Below are 18,000 nucleotides of genomic sequence, written 5' to 3'. Positions count from 1 at the left end.
ATAAAACCTTACTTCGTAGTGACGTTACCCACAACATCGCCTCGTGTAACTTGCCCCGGATTAACTTGTAGCGCTTCCAATTTGTCGTTAGTGTTCGTAACAACCGTCATCACCACGGTATCCAATCCCGCAGCTTCGACTTGATCCAAAGCCATTTCAGCAATTGGTTGGCCGCCTTTGACTTCATCCCCAACTTTGACAAAAATTTCAAACGGTGTCCCCTTGAGATCCACAGTATCCACACCCATATGGATTAAAATCTCTAAGCCGCTGACGGTTTTGATCCCAACGGCATGTTTGGTGCTGGCAACCATCATAATCGTCCCAGAAAATGGGGCAACAATTTGATTGTCTGAAGGTTTGGTACCAAAGCCTTCACCCATTGCTTTAGAAGCAAAGACTTTATCACTGACAGCTTCAAGATTGATGATTTCGCCATTGGCCGGTGCATAAACTTGGTTGTCAACGACAGGTGCTTTCTTGCTGAATAATTTGAACATTTTCAAGACCCTCCTAAATGAGAACTGAACCTTTGATCGAACGAACAATAATGGCTAAAAACCTGGAGTAACCGTTTCCATAGTTAGAGTATAGATCCTGTATATACAAGTTGTCAAACTTTAAACACCTAAAAAAATAAATTCTTTTATATCGTTGATATGAAGCTGTTTTATCAAACTACAAATATCTGAATCACCTTGTTTTACTTGTATAAACAAGTATGTTAAAATATTTTTGTAAACGTTTTATGAATTTAAATAATAACAATGCGCTAGAGGGGTGATTTAATGGACACCATGCAAAAATATTTGAGTATCGCGCAGGATTTAACCAATAAAATTAAGCACGGTCAGTATACAGAAGGCACGTTGCTGCCCAGTGAAACAATTTTGGCAAATTTATATGGCACATCACGGGCAACCGTGCGTAAGGCATTGGTGGAGTTGACGGAAAATGGCCTCATTCAAAAAATTAAAGGCAAAGGGTCAGTCGTATTGGATACGGCCAAGTTCACTTTCCCAATTTCTGGCATTACGACCTTTACGGAATTAAACCGCAACCAACAAATGAATGCGGTTACGACAGTTTTGGCCTTAGAAGATCGGCCGCTGCCAGCTGAGATTATGAAGCAAGTAGGCCGGCATCTGGATCCAGCGGCCACGTTTATTCAGCGCCTGAGAACCGTGGATGATGAGGCGATTGTTGTAGATGAAGATTATCTTTTAAAATCAGTCGTGCCAGAAGTCCCCGAGATCGTTGCCCAAGGCTCATTATATGAATATATGGAAGATACGTTGAATTTAAATATTGCTTATGCGACAAAAACAATCACGGTGGAACCGATGGATGAGGCCATTTGTGCAAAACTTCATTTGGAAACTGCGAATTTGGCCGTAGTTGTCCGTAGCTTGACCTATTTGAACGATACGACTTTCTTTCAATATACCCGGTCCATTCATCGACCGGATCGGTTTAAATTTGTGGACTTTGCCCGACGCAAACATCTTGTTGCAAAAAAATTTTAATTGAATTGAGGCGATCTACCAATGGATTTTAAAAACAAAGTAATTTATCAAATCTATCCCCGATCTTTTTATGATGCAAATGGGGATGGTATCGGTGACCTGCAAGGAATTATTGCAAAAATTCCGTATCTCAAGAAACTACAGGTAGACATGATTTGGTTCAGTCCGTTTTTTGTATCACCGCAAAATGACAACGGTTACGATGTGGCAGATTATTACAATATTGATCCTTTATTCGGCACAATGGCGGACTTTGATGCCATGGAAGCCGCCTTGCGGGAAAATCACATTGGGATAATGCTGGATATGGTTTTGAACCATGTCTCTACGCGGCATGAATGGTTTCAAAAAGCCTTAGCCGGTGATCCTTATTATCAAAAATTCTTCTATCTCCGGGATCCAAAACCAGATGGCAGTTTGCCTAATAATTGGGTTTCTAAGTTTGGGGGCCCAGCTTGGGACAAATTTGGTGATACCGGCAAGTATTATTTACATCTTTACGATCCGGGACAAGCCGATTTGGATTGGCATAATCCAGAGGTTCGCAAAGCTTTATTTGAAGTGATTAATTTCTGGCGGCAAAAGGGCGTGGCTAATTTCAGATTTGATGTGATTAATGTGACTGGAAAATCTGAAGATTTAAAGGACGCTGAAATTGGCGGCGATGACAAAAAATTGTATACCGATACGCCGATTGTGCAGCGTTATTTACAAGAAATGAATCAAGCCAGTTTTGGGCAAGACCCAGATAGTGTCACGGTTGGTGAATTATCTTCCACGACGATTCCCGCTGCTGCAGGGTATACCAATCCTGAAAATCACGAGCTGACAATGGCGTTTACTTTCCATCATCTAAAAGTTGATTATCGAGATGGGGCAAAGTGGACAAAGATGCCTTTTGATTTTCAAGCTCTAAAACAAACCATTAATGACTGGCAAGTGGGAATGGCTGAAGCAGGGGGCTGGAATGCGCTGTTTTGGAATAACCATGACCAACCTTGGGCGATCAATCGTTTTGGTGATCCGGTTCATTATCGGGAAAAATCTGCCGAAATGTTGGCGACGACCATTCATTTGCTGCGGGGGACACCGTATATTTATCAAGGCGAAGAGATCGGGATGATTGATCCAGATTATCAAAGCATTCAGCAGTATGTGGATATTGAAACAAAAAATGCTTATCAACAGCTATTAAAAGATGGGCAGACGCCTGCAGAAGCCTTTGAAATTGTGAAAACCAAATCCCGGGATAACAGCCGGGTGCCCATGCACTGGGATGCCACGGTTAATGCGGGCTTTACCACAGGCCGGCCTTGGTTAGAACCTACCCAGCAGCTACAAATTAACGTCCATCAAGAGCTTGCCCATGGGGAAATTTTTAAGTATTATCAACAGTTAATTCACTTACGCAAAACAGAACCCATTATCGCGCAAGGGGATTATGCACCGTTGGATTTGACCCATTCCCAAGTTTTCGGCTACGTCCGCACCTATGAAGACACGGTTTTATTAGTCTTGAATAACTTCTACGGCACCGAGACAACGTTCACATTGCCCGCAGAGTATCAAGATAAAAATGCAAGTGTGTTTATTAGTAATTATAACCGGAACGAAACTAAAACACCTAAAGTATTGCCTATGGCGCCATATGAAAGTATCGCTTTCAAATTAAAAAGATAATATTATCATTAAAATGGAGATGAGTTTTTGAAAATTGAACATATTGCCATCTGGGTTGAAGATTTAGAAAAAATTAAAGCGTTTTATGAACAATACTTTAATGTCACCAGTTCAGAAAAGTATCACAATGTAAAAACCCAATTTGAATCTTATTTTCTGACTTTAGACGGCACCTGCCGGATTGAGTTGATTCACAAACAGCACCTATCCCCAAGAATTACGGATAGCTTAGGTTACGCCCACATCGCTTTAGCCGTTGGGGATAAAGCCACCGTGGACGCCTACGCCAAACGCTTCGTCGCAGCCGGCATCCCATTAATTGACGGCCCACGAACCACCGGCGATGGCTATTATGAAGCCGTCATCCAAGACCCCGAAGGCAACATCGTAGAATTAACAGAATAAAGAGCGCGAACTAGAGCGGGAAAGCCTCGAGCACTAACCTAGAATTATGAAATAAGTGCACTTCGCTTATGAATAATTCGTAGTTAGGTGAGAGCTTTGCTCTAGTGAGCGCGTTTATGAAAACCAAAAAAAGATAGCACTACACCCAAACCAAATAGAGGCCAAATCAAAATTACTTTTGACTGACCTCTATTTATTTTGCGGTTTTTCCGCATTTATTAAGATTGTGGTTTTTAAAACGTATTCAAGGGTACGGACTTCTTACATAACTACAAATTATTCGTAGGCCAAAATCGGGCTTTTATCATAATTTTAGGTTATGCTCAAAGTCAAAATCGTGCCCTTTCGCGCTCTGGTTTTGAAACGCGCTCCAAAAGACTGATTTCTGCGCTTAGCTACGTCTAACTTGTAAGCAAAGTACGCTCACGACGTTAGCCTAGGCTATGCTCAAAATCAACCCGTCTTTTGTCGCGCTCTTTATTTCTTACTATAGGCTAGACCGCGTTTCATGCGTTTCCAGAAGCTGGAGTCGTCTGTTTGCAGCATGAGGCCTTCATAGATTCGGCCGATGTAGAACATGGCTAGGAGGATGGTGATGACTAAAATTAATAAGGAAATTGTAATTTCAATCGGGCTAGCTTGTTCGTTGATAATGCGAATCGGCATGAAGTAAGAAGAAAAGAATGGTACATACGATAAAATTTTAGGCAGTAGCTGATCCGCATTATTTTGGAATGGGAAAGTTGCAAAAAAGGCGACCATCGTCAACATTGTGGCGGGTTGGGCTGCTTTTGACGCATCTTCAGCTTTGGCGACCAAAGCCCCGGAAAAGGCGGATAAGACGGTGTAAATGACAACGCCCAGTAATAAGAAGATTAAGTTAACGCTTAATAAATTGTGTAAAACGTCATTAACTAAAGTTTGATTGTCCGCTAAAAATTCTGAAACCCCATGGATCCGCTGGGCATAAAGATAACCGCCCCAGCCACCTAAAGCATAAACCGCAACTTGCGTTAAAATCACTAATAAAACGCCAAGAATTTTGCCGACAAAATATTTTGCGGCCGACGTGCTGGAAAAAATAATTTCCATAATTTTTGTCCCTTTTTCAGAGGCAATTTCTTGGGCTGTGATGGAAGCGTAGGTGATTAAAATCATGTAGACCATGAAGACCAAAATCCAAAAGGAGACGGTTTTGGCCAATTTGGCTTCCCCTTGGTCGTGCTGCAGTTTTTCTTTAAATACCGGTTGTTTTTGTAAAGCAGCGATTTGTGCTGGCGATAATTGCGCCGTGGCCAGATTGGCTTGGCTTTGGGCCTGGGTCAAATAAGCTGTTATTTTTGCTTTTAAACCGCTGTTCATAGCGCTTTTACCATGGAAAGTTGCTTGAATTTGCTGCTGCTTGACACTGAGGACCACATAGCCGCTGAGATCGTCTTTGGCGAGCTTGGCTTTAGCCTGTTTGACGGTGGTCACATTTTTTTGAATATCGTCTTTATTTTGGGCGATCAACTGCTGCCGTAACGCAGGTTCGTCACTGATAATGGCGATTTTAGTATCTGAACCGCTGTTGGCAGAATAGCTGATATAACCGATACCCAAACTTAGACCAATCATGATAAACGGCATCAAAACGAGCATTAAAAAGCTCCAAGATTTCACTTGGCGGGTGTACGTTTCACGGGTGACAATCCAAAGTTTATGCATTTGGTTCACCTGCTTTCAAGCGGAAAATCTCATCCAATGTGGGTGGCTGCTGTCGGAATTCTTCAATATATTGGCCGTGGGTCAACGCTTCAAAGACTTCTGGGCCAGCATCCGGGGTGTCCAAATGCAATAAATATTGGCGCTGATGCAGTTGGTGAACATCGGTGACATGGGGGAGTTGTGCCAGTTGGGCTTGTGTTTGATCGGTGGTGACGAATAATTCCGTTTTACCAAATTGCGCCCGGACAGCTTCCACAGTGCCACTGAGCACCACTTGGCCGTTTTTGAGCATGACCAAACTGTCACACAAAGACGCCACGTTTTCCATATCGTGACTAGAAAAAATAATAGCAGCACCAGCGGCTTTAGCATCTAAGATGGCTTGTTTTAAAAGATCCGCATTCACTGGATCCAGGCCGCTGAAAGGTTCATCTAAAATAATTAATTTTGGTTCATGAATTAAAGTACAGATCAGTTGCACTTTTTGTTGGTTCCCTTTAGAAAGTGATTTTATTTTATCTTTGCGATTGCCTTTAACCGCAAACCGTTTTAACCAATCATCAATTTTAGGCCGTATTTCTTTAGCTGGGCGATTTTTTAGTTCCGCCAAATAAACAATTTGCTGTTCTACAGTGAGCTTAGGCATCAAGCTGCGTTCTTCTGGTAAATAGCCGATTTCATTAAAAACCGTTTCGGTGATAGGTTGATTCTGCCAGCTAATCTGGCCGTCATAATGTAAGAAATTTAAGATACTGTGAAACGTGGTAGATTTACCGGCACCATTTTGGCCGATTAACCCCATAATCTGCCCCGGTGCAACGGAGAACGTCACGTCATCTAAAGCGGTGACACTACCGAATTGCTTGTGCAGATGCGCAATATCAAGCATACATTTTCCTCCAAGAATTTAGTTTTCAGTACAAAATTAATAATACCTAAAATTTAAATTAAAAGCGAGTAATAGTCTTGGCCTGATGCAAGTAGTCGGACAAACGCAGGGCGTAGTGTTGCTTAGTGTTTAAATCGTGGAATTGATAGGCGCCAGTGACCGTATTTAAAATCATTTCATAATGGGTATAATCATGATTTTTGAGATGCCGGCCGTCATTTTTAGGAATAATCACCTGATCCAAACAGGCAAATAAAGCCTCATTATCAAACTGCTGCGGGAGTTTAGCCTTTAAAATCGCCATTTTGATAAAGCGATCGGTGGGGATAGTCCGATTAGGCAACAAACCGTGGTAAGCCCGGGCAGCCAGCTGAATCTGGGGCACATCCGCAGTGGCAGGCAACTGCAGAAATTGACGTAGGCGGGCTAAATGATTGGCCAAATCCGGCGTGTTGGTTAAAACCCCTAAAGTATCCGGCTGTAACGCCAACGTCAGACTTTGCGGCTCCAAAATCAAAGTGGCCCCCGTAGGATCCGTTAACAACCAATGGAACGGATAAACCTTTTGCGCTTGATCGTGCCAAGTATTGGCCACTAAAGCAATCTTAGGCAAATTTGCCTGAACCTCCGCCAAACTGGCATGCTCGCCCAACACCCAATGAATCAAATCTTGAGGCGTCAAATTCAGTTTGCCCGCTTGTGCTTGATCATGGTAAGTGGCCTTGAAAGGAAAATAAAGCTCAGCACAGGCCAGCCCTTTTTCGTTCACACCGTCCGCCATCAGGTGTATATTAGGCGCAATGACCCGACCGCCACCGATGAAAGCGTATTTTGTATGTCGTAAAGCGGCGCTAGTGGCTGGTTGGTAGGCGTAATTTCTAGGAATGAAAATTGGCTGCCAAGGGGATGTCGTGGGAAAATCCATCGTTCGAGCTAATAACGGTTGGTGATTTTTTGAAAGTGTGAGACTGGTACACATTGATAAAAACCTCTTTTATTGGTTTTGATGGTGCAGTGAAAACAGGGCCCAAACACAAGGCCAATGAGTTGCAAGGGAAAATCAATTGCGCTAAACTTATTATTAATAAGCAAATTTTAAAACGAAGAAGGCGTTTGAATGAACGGTGCTTGGCAAACTTCCTTAAAAGAACGACTCAGTTATGGCTTGAGTGATGGTGCGGATAATCTTGTTTTTCAAGTGATGACCACCTATTTATTATATTTCTATACCGATATTTACGGCCTCAGTGCCGCAGAAGTCGGGACTTTATTTTTAATCGCCCGCTTTGCGGATGTGATCGAAAGTGTGATTATCGGGGTGATGATTGATCATACCCATTCTAAGTATGGCCACAGCCGGCCGTTTTTTCTATGGTACGCCTTACCTTATGTGATCGTTGCGGTGCTGACCTTTGTGGTGCCGCCGTTTGATCATCAGGGCAAGCTGGTCTGGGCTTATGCCACTTACTTATTGCTGGGCTTTTTTTATAGCACGGTTAATTTACCGATTACTTCTATTTTACCAAGTTTGACCAATAATTCCCGGGAAATAACGTTGTTAGGCGTGATTCGTCAGTTTTTCGGGCAGACAAGCCAAATTATCGTAGCGATTTTTACCTTGCCATTGATCGCGTTATTGGGAGGCAGTGATCAGCAACGGGGCTTTTTACTGACCATCATTGTTTTTGCGACCATCTCATTAATTTTAATTTTAAATACGTTTGTCCACGTCCGGGAAAGAATTAAGATGCCACCGGCCACTTCATTCAAACGGACGTTTAAGATGATCAGTCACAATAAGCCTTGGCTCATCTTATCCGGCATTATTTTCCTCTATTGGGTGACCACCTCAATGAAAAATCAAACAACGATTTATTATTTTAAATATAATTTGAATGCGGAAAATTTAGTGCCCATTGTTAATACGTTCACCGCCGCCGCTTTAATTGGCATTGTGGCAATTCCGTTTGTGACCCGGAAATTTAGTAATAAACAGGCAATGATGACCGGGTTGATCATTGCTTCTGCTGGGCAAATTTTGATTGCCTTTGGTTCTGAATTTTTCCATAATCTACCGCTGATTTTTACCGGCACCTTCATCAATACCGTGGGCAGCGGGATGGTGATTGCCTTAGTATCCATCATGATTTCGGATACGATCAAGTACTCTCAGCAAAAATTTAACGTGGAAGCCAGCGGATTATTAGCCTCCACCGACGACTTTGGCGTCAACCTCGGCCTAGGGATCGGCGGCTTGATCACCGCGGGCTTATTATCTCAAACCGGCTATGTGGCCAATCACAGCCAAAATCATGCCACCTTAAACATGATTGTCATGAACTACGCTTGGATCCCACTATTAGCCTATATCTTGATGATTATCTTACTGGCCCTTTATGATCAAAAAGTAATCTATAGCTATACCAAACAGCACGCAGACTAAAGGGCAATTTTAAAGCAGCCCAAAAAAATAACCAGGCCATTAAGGTGACCTGGTTGTTTGTTGTTTCAAGGTTAAGGATTGACAATATATCTTGGTAGCGCACCTTGCGCAAGGGCAATCGTGTTGTTCGCTACAATTTCTGCCATGGCATCCCGGGCTTCCACCGTCGCATTCCCAATATGGGGCTCTAAAATCACATTATCTAGATTCTTTAAAGCGGGATAAACATTGGGTTCGTCTTCGTACACATCTAAAGCCGCCCCAGCAATGGCCTGGTCACTGATGGCCTGTGCCAACGCCGCCTCATCCACAATTGGCCCTCGAGCCGCATTGATGAAGTAAGCAGAGGGCTTCATGGCCTGGAAAACTGCTCCATTGATCAAATGCTTCGTTTCAGGGGTGAATGGCAAGTGCAGCGTCACATAGTCCGAGCGAGTAATTAATTCGTCAAACGGCACATATTGGGCGTTTAAAGCGTTTTCAATTTCAGGATCTAAACGTTGCCGCTGAGTATACAAAATTTCCATATCAAAGCCTTTAAGCCGTTTGGCCACGCCTTGACCGATTTGACCCATCCCAATGATCCCTAACGTCTTGTGGCTGACTTGATGACCTAAGAAAAATAAAGGTGCCCAGCCATTAAAGCCCTTGGTTTGCATCAAACGATCGCCCTCGACAATGCGCCGAGAAATACTCAAAATTAAAGCGACGGCTAATTCTGCCGTGGAATCTGTTGAAACAAAAGGGGTATTGGTTACGAGAATCTGTTTTGTTTTTGCGTAATTTGTATCAATGTTGTTAAAACCAGCACCGTAGTTTGCGATTAATTTTAAATTAGGCGCCCGATCGATCACCGCTTCAGGCACTTGAGTGGATAAAGCAGTAATCAAAACATCACAATCTTTGACACCAGCGATCAGCTGCTCTTGTGTGATCAGCAAATTGCCCGTGTGTTCTTGAACTTCGATACCGGCGTCCATCAATAATTGATGGGCATGCTGCGGAATTTTGGCAGCGATAAATACTTTAGTCATTAACAATCACTCCTTATTATAATTAGTGACTCAAGTCAAACTTAACCAATTTTTGAGAAACAAGCAACGATTTTCGGCAGAATTCTTCATTTTTTTTAAAGAATGTAAAATTTCTTTAGGAAAATAGAATTTTATCGCGAAATCTATGTGCTATGATTAAGGATATAGTAATCATGGAAGAGACTGGGGGCTTTATGATGGGTTTTTGTCCAAACTGCGGAGCCACTATCGAATCTGCGCAGAACTTTTGTCCAAATTGCGGCTATCCACTAAGCACGAAGGCCAGAAAGATGGTCATGGGTGTGACGCAAAAGATGTTATTAGTAGCGCCACAAGATGAAGATAGTACAACACCGCCAACCACTGACGAACATGGTATTTTAAACGAACCATACGAACCAAATACACGGGCACGGCAAACAACGAATCAACAAATTCAAACTGATGATGATCCTTATTTACAAGGCAAATCATCCCTACAGACGTTTGGTTTACCAACCGACAATACGTCAAATCAGCATAAACCAGAGTTAGGCCGCATTGATACACGGCAAACGACACCGGAACGAATTAAGCCGGTGGAAAATAATGACCAAACAAACACCAAACAAACCGCACCGCAAACATTGAATAATTACATGACCCGGGCTGCTTTTAACCAGATGCCCAAAAACGAAACAAATTATGACAGCGACTATACGTCAGCCAACACGAATTATGACAGTGGTAGTGCGTATAATCAGCCGGCTTACGACACCACTGCCCAGCCGGCCGCAAAATCAGCTGATCAAAGCTATACCAATTTTGAACCAAACCCTCCGGAAAACGGGCGGTCAACCACGACAGATAATTACAACTATGGGCAAAGTAACGCAAATACCTATGGCACTGGTGGTTATGCCAACGATCCGCAATATAACAATCAAGATATGAATTACAATCCTTATGGTAATGATTATCAAGAACCGGCTCAAGCTGATTATCAAGACCAGCAAACACAAACCGCCACAGATAATTACAATTATTATAGTCCTTATAATGATAATACCGCTGAAGCCGCTTATGACACCGGAACCAGCTATGCCACCACGCCAATGAGTTATGGCGCCACAGATTCAGGGGACAACTATGACGATTATGATCAAGGCGACGATTATGAGGACCGCCGTGATGATGATAATCTAAGCTTCTTGCAAAAAATTAATATTTTGGATTGGGTCAGTGCCGGCCTATCTGTGATTTTACTGTTGACCACTTTTGTCGGCGGCTTTATCAGCAGCGGCACCTTTGGCACGGCTGGGACAACTTCCTCCACCTTATTTAAAACTATGTCCTTAGGTGGCAGCAGCTTTAAGACAATGATGATCTTATTACTCTTCATGCTAATGATCGGCCCATTAGCCTTATTAGTCTTTAGCATTTGGAAAATTCACGCATCATATATTATCAAACTCGCCGCCGCCGTGGTATCGATCTTAGCCTACATCGCCGTCTTCGGCATCTTAATCAGTAAAGGCATCGTCGCCGCCAGCGGCCTACAGAACTTCCAATTTGGCATCTCCGCCATCATCGCCATCGTCTTATTAATCGCAAACTTTATATTAGCAGTCGTAGACTTCGTGAAGTATTAAAACAAGAGCGCGAACCAACACGGGTGATTTCGTAATATAACCTAGACTTGGCAGGTAGTCGCCTGCGACTAGCAACAAGGCGTAGTTATATGTAGAAATCAGTGTTGGTGAGCGCGTTTCAGGCCCAGAGCGTGACAAAAGACGGGTTGATTTTGAGCATAGCCTAGACTAACGCCGTGAGCGGTTTTCGCTTACAAGTTAGACGTAGCTAAGCGCAGAAATCAGTCTTTTGGGAACGCGTTTCAGAAAACCAACACAAAAAAGCAGATCAGAAATTAATTTTTGATCTGCTTTTTTGCATCTGCATTAAAGTATTTTTTGAAGTATACTATAACTGTAATAATTCTTAATTACTGGAGGTTTTTCGTGATGAAAGTTATTGTTGTTGGTTCTTCCCATGGTGGTTATGAAGCTGTGCGGCAATTATTGTTGGATCATCCCGAAGCTGAAATACAATGGTATGAAAAAGGCGATTTTGTCTCTTTCCTATCTTGCGGGATGCAACTTTATCTAGAAGGCACCGTTAAAGATGTGAACAACGTCCGCTATGCCACAGCTGAAGGCATGCGGGCCCAAGGCGTTCATGTATTTGTACAGCAGGAAATCACGAGCATTGACCCCAAAGCCCACGAAGTCACAGTAGTGGACCACGGTGGTGATCAGAACCGGACAGAACATTATGACAAATTAATCTTAAGTGCCGGCGCCGTACCGGCACAAATTCCAGTCCCCGGCAAAGACCTAGAAAACATCTATGCCATGCGGGGCCGGGATTGGGCCATTAAATTAAAAGCCAAAACCGTTGATCCCAACGTTAAAAACGTCGTCGTCATCGGTTCCGGCTACATTGGTATTGAAGCCGCCGAAGTTTTTGCCGAAGCCGGCATGCACGTGACCATCGTGGAACTACTGCCACGGCTGTTGAGCATTTACTTGGACGAAGAATTTACCAGCATCTTAACTAAAACCATGGCAGAACATGGCATTTTTGCCGCCACAGGCCAAAGTTTGAAAGCCTTTGAAGGTAAGGACGGTAAAGTTCAAAAAGTGATCACCGACCAAGGAGAATACGCCGCTGACCTCGTTATCGAAACCGCCGGCATCAAACCCAACACCCGTTGGCTCAGAGAAACCTTAGATTTGGATCAACGCGGCCACATCAAAGTGGACGACTATTTCCAAACTAGTGCCCCAGATGTTTTTGCAGTGGGGGATGCCGTCATGGCCAAATTCCAAGCCACCGGCACCCAAGCACCAATCGCACTAGCCACCGTAGCACGGCGCCAAGGCCGTTTTGCGGCAATGAACATTGAAAAACCAGTACACAAATTCCCAGGCGTCTTAGGCTCTTCAGCCCTAAGCGTATTTGATTATAAATTTGCATCCACCGGCATCAAACAAGGCACCGCAGACAATTACGGCGTAACCGTCAAATCTGTCTTTGTCACCGATACCAAACGGCCCGCTTTTGTGCCCGCCGCTGAGAATCCAGAAGTTTACTTCAAATTGACCTACGAACCAGCCACACGCCGGGTGATGGGGGCACAGATCATGTCTAAAGGGGACGTAACCGCAAATATTAATGCCATCTCTGTGGCCATTCAAGCAGAAATGACCATTGATGACCTGGCCTATGCCGACTTCTTCTTCCAACCCGGTTTTGATCGGCCTTGGAACATCATGAACATTGCTGCACAAAAGGCCATCCGGACGGAAATGAACTAAAATCAAAATGATAATGATAAATTATTAAAACAGCCTTAAAATTATCAAAAAGGGACAATTCAAGGACTCAGACTTGAATTTGTCTCTTTTTTTTCGGCTATTTTTGAGAATTAATGATAAATGATAATCAAAAAGATTATAAATCATTAAAAAATTTTATGAGGCTGAAAGATTTTTATCATAAACTTAAAATTTTATCAACGCACCAAAAAAATTTCTGAAGACTTGCTTATGGAAATCGAACTTTGTAAACGCTTTCAAAATAGGCTATAATCGCCATTGAATCACGGCTAAATTAGTTAAATATCAGTATTTATGAGAAATTGAACAATTAATTTGATAAGTTTTTATCTAAATTTAATGCAAAGATATTATCAATGTGATATTATCAGTGTGTTGATAAATTATTATTAGTCACATAAGTGATGGTAATCACATATCTCGGCCGGGAAGTTCTTGTGATTAGAGTGGAGGGTATACAAAATGCAAATTGTTATTGGCGTTTTAGTTTTATTAGCAGTTATCGCTGCATTGACATTATTCACATTTAAAGCACCTAACGGTAAAAAGGCAATTAGTGCTTTGTCTGGTGCCGCATGTGCCACATTCTTACCACAGGCTTTCCTAAGTTATGCAATTGGTGGCGTTTTCCATATCGACTTCATCAAGCAAATTGGGGATACCATGGGGTCCTTAGGCGGCTTAGCTGCTGGGACATTAGTACCGCTTGCTTTTGGCATTAGTCCTGTATTTTCTGTCTTAATCGGTGTTTCTTTGCTTAAAGTTAAATTGCTTCCAGCCTTTATTGCAGCTTATGCCGTAGCTTTCGTCTTAAAACAAATCGAAAAACGTGTTCCAGAAGGTATTGATCTAATCGTCGTCGTTTTAGTAGGCCCTGCATTAGCTAACGGGATTGCAGCTTTGATCTCACCAGCGGTTCTGCAAGTCTTACATATCATAGGTAATGCCATTGTCAGTGCCGAACAATCTAATCCAATGGTCATGGCCGCTATCTTAGGCGCCATCATTCCATTAGTCGGTATGACACCGCTATCTTCTATGGTATTAACAAGTTTGATCGGTTTAACCGGTGTACCAATGGCCGTTGGGGCTTTAGGTTGTACTGGGAATTCCTTCTTAAACTTCAGTCTATTTAGAAAATTAAACTTTGGTGGTAACTCAACAGCCGTTGCCGTTACCGTTGAACCTTTAACACAAATTGATATTATTTCTGCAAATCCAATTCCAATATTTGCCACAAACGCCATCGCCGGTGCGATTAACGGGATGATCGTCGGGGCTTTCCATCTTGTGATCAACGTCACTGGTATGGCAACACCTTGGGCTGGCTTAATCGTTGCCTTTGGGTTCAACCAAGCAGCCAGCGTTGCTATTGCCACATTGTTGATCTTAATCAACAGTACTATTTGGGGCTATGTGGGCGCTTACGTCTTCAGAAACTTCAAAATTCATACTGTTTCTGAAATCCGCGGCGAAGCAACACCAGCCGCAGCAGAAACTGCCAACGCTTAATATTTAATCTGTGAATCAATTGGTTTAAAATAAATTATGAGGTGAATAAAATGTCAGGAAATTACAAGAGTGTTTTTGATATCATCGGTCCAGTCATGATTGGTCCATCCAGTTCTCATACCGCAGGTGCAGTTGCCATTGGTCGTGCTGCCAATCGCTTATTCGGTAGTATTCCTGAAGAAATTACGATTCATTATTATGAATCTTTTGCCCAAACACATAAAGGCCACGGGACAGACTATGCTATTATTAGTGGTATCTTAGGTTTTGAACCTGATGATAGTCGGGTACCAAATGCCATTAAGATTGCTGAAGACCAAGGCATTAAAATTAAATTTATCGAAGAAGACGAGGATAGCCCAATTGGACATCCAAACACCGCTGTCTGCGAATTAAAGAAAGGTAGCCGTGAAATCGTTGTTTCTGGCTGCTCCATCGGTGGTGGGACAATTGAAATCAGAGATATTAAAATGGACGGGTTCCACATTAAACCAAAAGGCCCATTACCAATTCTTTTAGTTCAAAGTGCGGACACCCAATCCACTGAAAATATCAGTGATAAATTGAGCAAAATCAATACGATCAATCATCACGCTGAATATGCCGGTGCTGGCCATGCAACAATGTACGAATATGATCTTGAAAACCGTTTGAAAGACAAAGATTTGAATGCCCTATCTTCAGATAGCACAAAAATGGTTTATCTTTAATCTCTAGGAGGAAAAAATTATGTACGATACAATTAAAGAACTTGTCGATACTTCTATAGAACAAAATACCCCAATTTCTGAATTGATGATCCAACAGGAAATGAAGAAAAACAGCGCTACTAGAGAAGAAGTCTGGGATCAAATGTCTAACAACTTAGATGTCATGGCTGCTGCTGTTAAACGTGGTGTTGAAGGCGATGGTGTCTTTTCTAAAACTGGCTTAACCGGTGGCGAAGCTGTTTTATTGAAGAAATATCGTGAAAAAGGCCATACTTTATCTGGCGATACCATGGTAGAAGCTGTTCAAAATGCGATTGCAACAAACGAAGTTAATGCCGCAATGGGTGTTGTTTGTGCCACACCAACCGCTGGTTCTACAGGGACATTACCAGGTGTCTTGTTTGTCATCAAGAATCGTTTGAACTTAGATCACGATCAAACCGTTAGATTCTTATTTACAGCCGGTGCTTTCGGGATGGTTATTGCCAATAACGCAATGATCGCCGGGGCAACTGGCGGTTGTCAAGCCGAAGTAGGCAGTGCTTCTGCCATGGCCGCTGCTGCAGCAGTAGAAGCGGCCGGGGGCGATGCCCAACAAAGTTCTGAAGCTTTGGCTATGGCGATGAGTAATTTATTAGGTCTCGTTTGTGACCCGGTTGCAGGTCTAGTTGAATTACCTTGTGTTAAACGTAATGCCATAGGTGCAGGGAATGCATTGATCGCCGCAGACATGGCGTTAGCTGGTTGTACAAATAAAATTCCAGCTGATGAAGTCGTTGCTGCTATGAAAGAAGTCGGTCAAGGTTTACCAAAAGCTTTACGTGAAACTGGTATAGGTGGTTTAGCTGGCACTCCAACTGGCGTACAAATGAAAATGTCAATTTTCGGCCAGTCTGTTGAAGTCAACTAAAAATAAATTTTAATCATTTATAATTAACCGAATCCACAAAATTCACCAGAATTTTAATTTAAGCCGGGCGCTAAGACGCATACTGGATATAACTTTATTAGTGAAAACTAATAGGTTATAACAGTTGTTGAAGTGACCGGCTTTTTTGGTGCATTTGTTTATAAATGAACAAAATTATTGATAATGAATTATTAAAATGATATGATATTTGAAATAAGGAGGCTGCGACATGGGTGTTAAAGAATATATACGAAGTTACATTCCAATGGTAGAGTTTATCTCTCAGATTTTAGGCAAAAATAGTGAGGTGTTATTGAATGATTTAACGGATTTAGACCATTCAATTGTGGTGATTTATAATAATTTAATCACACACCGACAAGTTGGAGATCCTGCATCAGACTTAGCGTTGCGGACAGTAAAAGCCGGCCGCCGAGAAAAACGGGATTTTATCGCGAACTACCGCGGTGTTTCTGAAACAAATCAAGTTTTACGTTCTTCAACTTATTTTATCCGGTACGAAGGCGAAATTGTGGCGATGATCTGCATCAATACCGACGAGTCTTGCTTAACGGATCTAAACGAAACCTTAAATAAGGTGTTAGGAAATTATCAAACTAAGATGAGAGAACTAGAGGTTGACCCGAATGCGGATGCCCGAGTTGTAGCAGATGAACCGGCCGTTGCGGCTGCAGTCAATACGCACGAGTACGAGCACTTGACCACATCATCTAAAAATTATGCCACCCGAATTGTGAGTGCTTATTTAGATGAAATGCATATCCAAAAAGATTATATGAAGCGCGCCGATAAGATCGAATGTGTACAACGCCTTTATGATCAAGGTTTCTTCCAACTTAAAGATAGTGTTGCCGATGCGGCTGATGCATTAGGAGCTTCTGAACCTAGTGTTTATCGTTATTTACAAACAGTCCGCAGTGGAAATCATTCTGAAAATATGGAGGTAAAGGTCGATCGCCGTGCTCAAGCTTAGTCTTAAACGTTGAACTATCTTGTGAAAGTTGGTGATTAATTGAGTTCAAGCGGTTCCTCAATAAGCGATTCAAAAAGCAATTCAATAAGCGATTCCAGAAAAAGACTGACCTAATCCCCCCAAGTTGTGGTGGTGAATAGATCAGTCTTTTAGTCTCTATTGTTATTTTACATAAGTTTTGTTGGGAGAGCAGGGCATAATGCACCTGGGAAGCCGCTTAAGCGGTTTTTTATTTTGTGTTTTTGAAATGCGCTCCAAGCTGCTGACAATTTACATAACTACGCCTTACTTGTAAAAAGTACGCTTACGGCGGTTTTATTTTGTGTTGGTTTTCTAAAACGCGCTCACTAGAGCAAAGCTCTCACATAACTACGTCTTACTCACAAGCCAAGACCGGGCTTATGTCGTAAGTCTAGGTTATGCTCGAGGCTTTCCCGCTCTAGTTCACGCTCTGTTTTTTTCCATTTCTTCTACGTCGGCGTTAAGTTCACCGACTTTTTCTATGCTTTTTGATTTACCAAAGCTGTAGATGAAGTAGAAGAAGTAGCTGACGAGCCATTGGCTGCCCAAAAAGAGGCTATGGTTTAATGTCCATTGGCCATTGGCTGCGGCGGATAATGTGAAATAAGTTAATAAAAGGCCGTAAACGACTGGAACAACGCGTGCAATTTTGGATGAGACTTGTTTATACCCTAAAATGAATTGTAAAAGCAAAACTGTAGGAATTCCAATAACTGTAGCAATAATCAACAAACTGTTTCCTAAAATTGTCATTTACGACACCTCCATTAGAAAAATCTTAATTTTGTTAAT

Annotated in this window: 16 protein-coding genes; 10 read left to right on the top strand and 6 right to left on the bottom strand. The window is 42.3% G+C overall.

Annotated features, from left to right (window positions below; all coding sequences use genetic code 11):
- Window positions 1-8: 8 nt before the first annotated feature.
- Window positions 9-500: a PTS sugar transporter subunit IIA gene (locus EKM93_RS01425; protein ID WP_125712303.1), complete on the bottom strand. Its 492-nt coding sequence runs from the start codon at window positions 498-500 to the stop codon at window positions 9-11.
- Between the two features lie 288 nt (window positions 501-788).
- Between EKM93_RS01425 and treR the strand changes: the two genes are divergently transcribed.
- From treR to EKM93_RS01410, 3 genes are read left to right on the top strand one after another with little or no spacing between them, the layout of a single operon-like run.
- Complete coding sequence (treR, locus tag EKM93_RS01420; protein WP_125712302.1) at window positions 789-1,526, top strand: trehalose operon repressor; 738 nt, start codon at window positions 789-791, stop codon at window positions 1,524-1,526.
- Window positions 1,527-1,547: 21 nt separating this feature from the next.
- Window positions 1,548-3,206: an alpha,alpha-phosphotrehalase gene (gene treC, locus EKM93_RS01415; protein WP_125712300.1), complete on the top strand. Its 1,659-nt coding sequence runs from the start codon at window positions 1,548-1,550 to the stop codon at window positions 3,204-3,206.
- 27 nt (window positions 3,207-3,233) lie between these two features.
- Complete coding sequence (locus EKM93_RS01410; protein WP_125712298.1) at window positions 3,234-3,611, top strand: VOC family protein; 378 nt, start codon at window positions 3,234-3,236, stop codon at window positions 3,609-3,611.
- A gap of 477 nt (window positions 3,612-4,088) precedes the next feature.
- Here EKM93_RS01410 and EKM93_RS01405 read toward each other — a convergent pair whose 3' ends face one another.
- The 3 genes from EKM93_RS01405 to EKM93_RS01395 are packed head-to-tail and all read right to left on the bottom strand — an operon-like array spanning window position 4,089 to window position 7,186.
- Window positions 4,089-5,318, bottom strand: coding sequence for an ABC transporter permease (locus EKM93_RS01405; RefSeq protein WP_125712296.1), 1,230 nt, complete (start codon window positions 5,316-5,318; stop codon window positions 4,089-4,091).
- Window positions 5,311-6,207, bottom strand: a complete 897-nt coding sequence (locus EKM93_RS01400) for an ABC transporter ATP-binding protein (RefSeq protein ID WP_125712294.1) — start codon at window positions 6,205-6,207, stop codon at window positions 5,311-5,313. Before EKM93_RS01400 ends, EKM93_RS01405 begins: the two co-directional genes overlap by 8 nt.
- 58 nt (window positions 6,208-6,265) lie before the next feature.
- Window positions 6,266-7,186 carry a linear amide C-N hydrolase gene (locus EKM93_RS01395; RefSeq protein ID WP_125712292.1) on the bottom strand — a complete coding sequence of 307 codons (921 nt, stop codon included), beginning with the start codon at window positions 7,184-7,186 and terminating at the stop codon, window positions 6,266-6,268.
- Window positions 7,187-7,324: 138 nt separating this feature from the next.
- Between EKM93_RS01395 and EKM93_RS01390 the strand changes: the two genes are divergently transcribed.
- A complete protein-coding gene (locus tag EKM93_RS01390; protein WP_125712290.1) occupies window positions 7,325-8,650 on the top strand; it encodes an MFS transporter in 1,326 nt (441 codons plus the stop codon).
- A 71-nt stretch (window positions 8,651-8,721) separates the two neighbouring features.
- Here the strand turns inward: EKM93_RS01390 and EKM93_RS01385 are convergent, their stop codons facing one another.
- Entirely contained in the window at window positions 8,722-9,684 is a 963-nt protein-coding gene (locus EKM93_RS01385) for a 2-hydroxyacid dehydrogenase family protein (RefSeq protein ID WP_125712288.1), read from the bottom strand.
- Between the two features lie 173 nt (window positions 9,685-9,857).
- On the opposite strand from EKM93_RS01385, the gene EKM93_RS01380 reads away from it, so the two are divergent.
- The 6 genes from EKM93_RS01380 to EKM93_RS01355 all read left to right on the top strand — a co-directional run bounded on the left by EKM93_RS01380 (window position 9,858) and on the right by EKM93_RS01355 (window position 17,187).
- On the top strand, window positions 9,858-11,315 hold the full coding sequence (locus EKM93_RS01380) for a zinc ribbon domain-containing protein (protein ID WP_164506955.1): 1,458 nt from the start codon (window positions 9,858-9,860) through the stop codon (window positions 11,313-11,315).
- Window positions 11,316-11,684: 369 nt separating this feature from the next.
- On the top strand, window positions 11,685-13,040 hold the full coding sequence (locus EKM93_RS01375) for an FAD-dependent oxidoreductase (protein ID WP_125712352.1): 1,356 nt from the start codon (window positions 11,685-11,687) through the stop codon (window positions 13,038-13,040).
- A gap of 483 nt (window positions 13,041-13,523) precedes the next feature.
- Window positions 13,524-14,573, top strand: coding sequence for a PTS sugar transporter subunit IIC (locus EKM93_RS01370; RefSeq protein WP_125712284.1), 1,050 nt, complete (start codon window positions 13,524-13,526; stop codon window positions 14,571-14,573).
- A gap of 50 nt (window positions 14,574-14,623) precedes the next feature.
- Window positions 14,624-15,283, top strand: coding sequence for an L-serine ammonia-lyase, iron-sulfur-dependent subunit beta (sdaAB, locus tag EKM93_RS01365; RefSeq protein ID WP_125712282.1), 660 nt, complete (start codon window positions 14,624-14,626; stop codon window positions 15,281-15,283).
- A 19-nt stretch (window positions 15,284-15,302) separates the two neighbouring features.
- Entirely contained in the window at window positions 15,303-16,193 is an 891-nt protein-coding gene (gene sdaAA, locus EKM93_RS01360; RefSeq protein ID WP_125712280.1) for an L-serine ammonia-lyase, iron-sulfur-dependent, subunit alpha, read from the top strand.
- A 229-nt stretch (window positions 16,194-16,422) separates the two neighbouring features.
- A complete protein-coding gene (locus tag EKM93_RS01355) occupies window positions 16,423-17,187 on the top strand; it encodes a helix-turn-helix transcriptional regulator (RefSeq protein ID WP_125712278.1) in 765 nt (254 codons plus the stop codon).
- 444 nt (window positions 17,188-17,631) lie between these two features.
- Here EKM93_RS01355 and EKM93_RS01350 read toward each other — a convergent pair whose 3' ends face one another.
- Complete coding sequence (locus EKM93_RS01350) at window positions 17,632-17,961, bottom strand: hypothetical protein (RefSeq protein WP_125712276.1); 330 nt, start codon at window positions 17,959-17,961, stop codon at window positions 17,632-17,634.
- Window positions 17,962-18,000: the final 39 nt, after the last annotated feature.

Source organism: Agrilactobacillus yilanensis (assembly GCF_003946725.1).
In the GTDB taxonomy this organism is placed as follows: Bacteria; Bacillota; Bacilli; order Lactobacillales; family Lactobacillaceae; genus Agrilactobacillus; species Agrilactobacillus yilanensis.
The sequence above is the reverse complement of the archived record's forward strand: the minus strand, read 5'-3'. Positions and strand labels throughout refer to the sequence as shown.

Excerpts from the sequence above, each read along its gene's own strand:
- EKM93_RS01425 (WP_125712303.1), bottom strand. The coding sequence starts at position 500 with ATGTTCAAATTATTCAGCAAGAAAGCACCTGTCGTTGACAACCAAGTT.
- treR (WP_125712302.1), top strand. The coding sequence starts at position 789 with ATGGACACCATGCAAAAATATTTGAGTATCGCGCAGGATTTAACCAAT.
- treC (WP_125712300.1), top strand. The coding sequence starts at position 1,548 with ATGGATTTTAAAAACAAAGTAATTTATCAAATCTATCCCCGATCTTTT.
- EKM93_RS01405 (WP_125712296.1), bottom strand. The coding sequence starts at position 5,318 with ATGCATAAACTTTGGATTGTCACCCGTGAAACGTACACCCGCCAAGTG.
- EKM93_RS01400 (WP_125712294.1), bottom strand. The coding sequence starts at position 6,207 with ATGCTTGATATTGCGCATCTGCACAAGCAATTCGGTAGTGTCACCGCT.
- EKM93_RS01395 (WP_125712292.1), bottom strand. The coding sequence starts at position 7,186 with ATGTGTACCAGTCTCACACTTTCAAAAAATCACCAACCGTTATTAGCT.
- EKM93_RS01390 (WP_125712290.1), top strand. The coding sequence starts at position 7,325 with ATGAACGGTGCTTGGCAAACTTCCTTAAAAGAACGACTCAGTTATGGC.
- EKM93_RS01385 (WP_125712288.1), bottom strand. The coding sequence starts at position 9,684 with ATGACTAAAGTATTTATCGCTGCCAAAATTCCGCAGCATGCCCATCAA.
- EKM93_RS01380 (WP_164506955.1), top strand. The coding sequence starts at position 9,858 with ATGGAAGAGACTGGGGGCTTTATGATGGGTTTTTGTCCAAACTGCGGA.
- EKM93_RS01375 (WP_125712352.1), top strand. The coding sequence starts at position 11,685 with ATGAAAGTTATTGTTGTTGGTTCTTCCCATGGTGGTTATGAAGCTGTG.
- EKM93_RS01370 (WP_125712284.1), top strand. The coding sequence starts at position 13,524 with ATGCAAATTGTTATTGGCGTTTTAGTTTTATTAGCAGTTATCGCTGCA.
- sdaAB (WP_125712282.1), top strand. The coding sequence starts at position 14,624 with ATGTCAGGAAATTACAAGAGTGTTTTTGATATCATCGGTCCAGTCATG.
- sdaAA (WP_125712280.1), top strand. The coding sequence starts at position 15,303 with ATGTACGATACAATTAAAGAACTTGTCGATACTTCTATAGAACAAAAT.
- EKM93_RS01355 (WP_125712278.1), top strand. The coding sequence starts at position 16,423 with ATGGGTGTTAAAGAATATATACGAAGTTACATTCCAATGGTAGAGTTT.
- EKM93_RS01350 (WP_125712276.1), bottom strand. The coding sequence starts at position 17,961 with ATGACAATTTTAGGAAACAGTTTGTTGATTATTGCTACAGTTATTGGA.